Source organism: Bacillus cereus group sp. BfR-BA-01309, from assembly GCF_022664315.1.
Taxonomy (GTDB): domain Bacteria; phylum Bacillota; class Bacilli; order Bacillales; family Bacillaceae_G; genus Bacillus_A; species Bacillus_A mobilis.
On record NZ_JAKUHE010000080.1, the window covers coordinates 1 to 320 of the forward strand.

Below are 320 nucleotides of genomic sequence, written 5' to 3' on the forward strand. Positions count from 1 at the left end.
ACGAAAGCAAATTATGGAGCAACATTTAACCCGCAAAATTGGGGAGTAGTAGAAAAAAAAGAAAATGGCTGGATGAAGGTAGGTACTTATGAAGGTTATAAGTGGATCAATCCAGATGGAGAAGAAAGATTCATAAACAAATCATTCTATGCGTATAATGAAGCTTCATTTAATGCAGCAAAAGCAAACGCTGGAGCATTATATAGCTCACAGAATTTTAGAGTAGTGGATGGGACACCTAGTGGTTGGTTAAAGGTTAAAACATGGGAAGGCGAGAAATGGATGAATCTAGATGGAGAAGAAAGATTTATAAATAAATC

General features: G+C 35.9%; 1 pseudogene. It reads left to right on the forward strand.

Annotated elements, in window-relative coordinates:
• A pseudogene (locus tag MR115_RS29725) lies at nucleotides 1-320 on the forward strand (hypothetical protein); the annotation flags it as partial.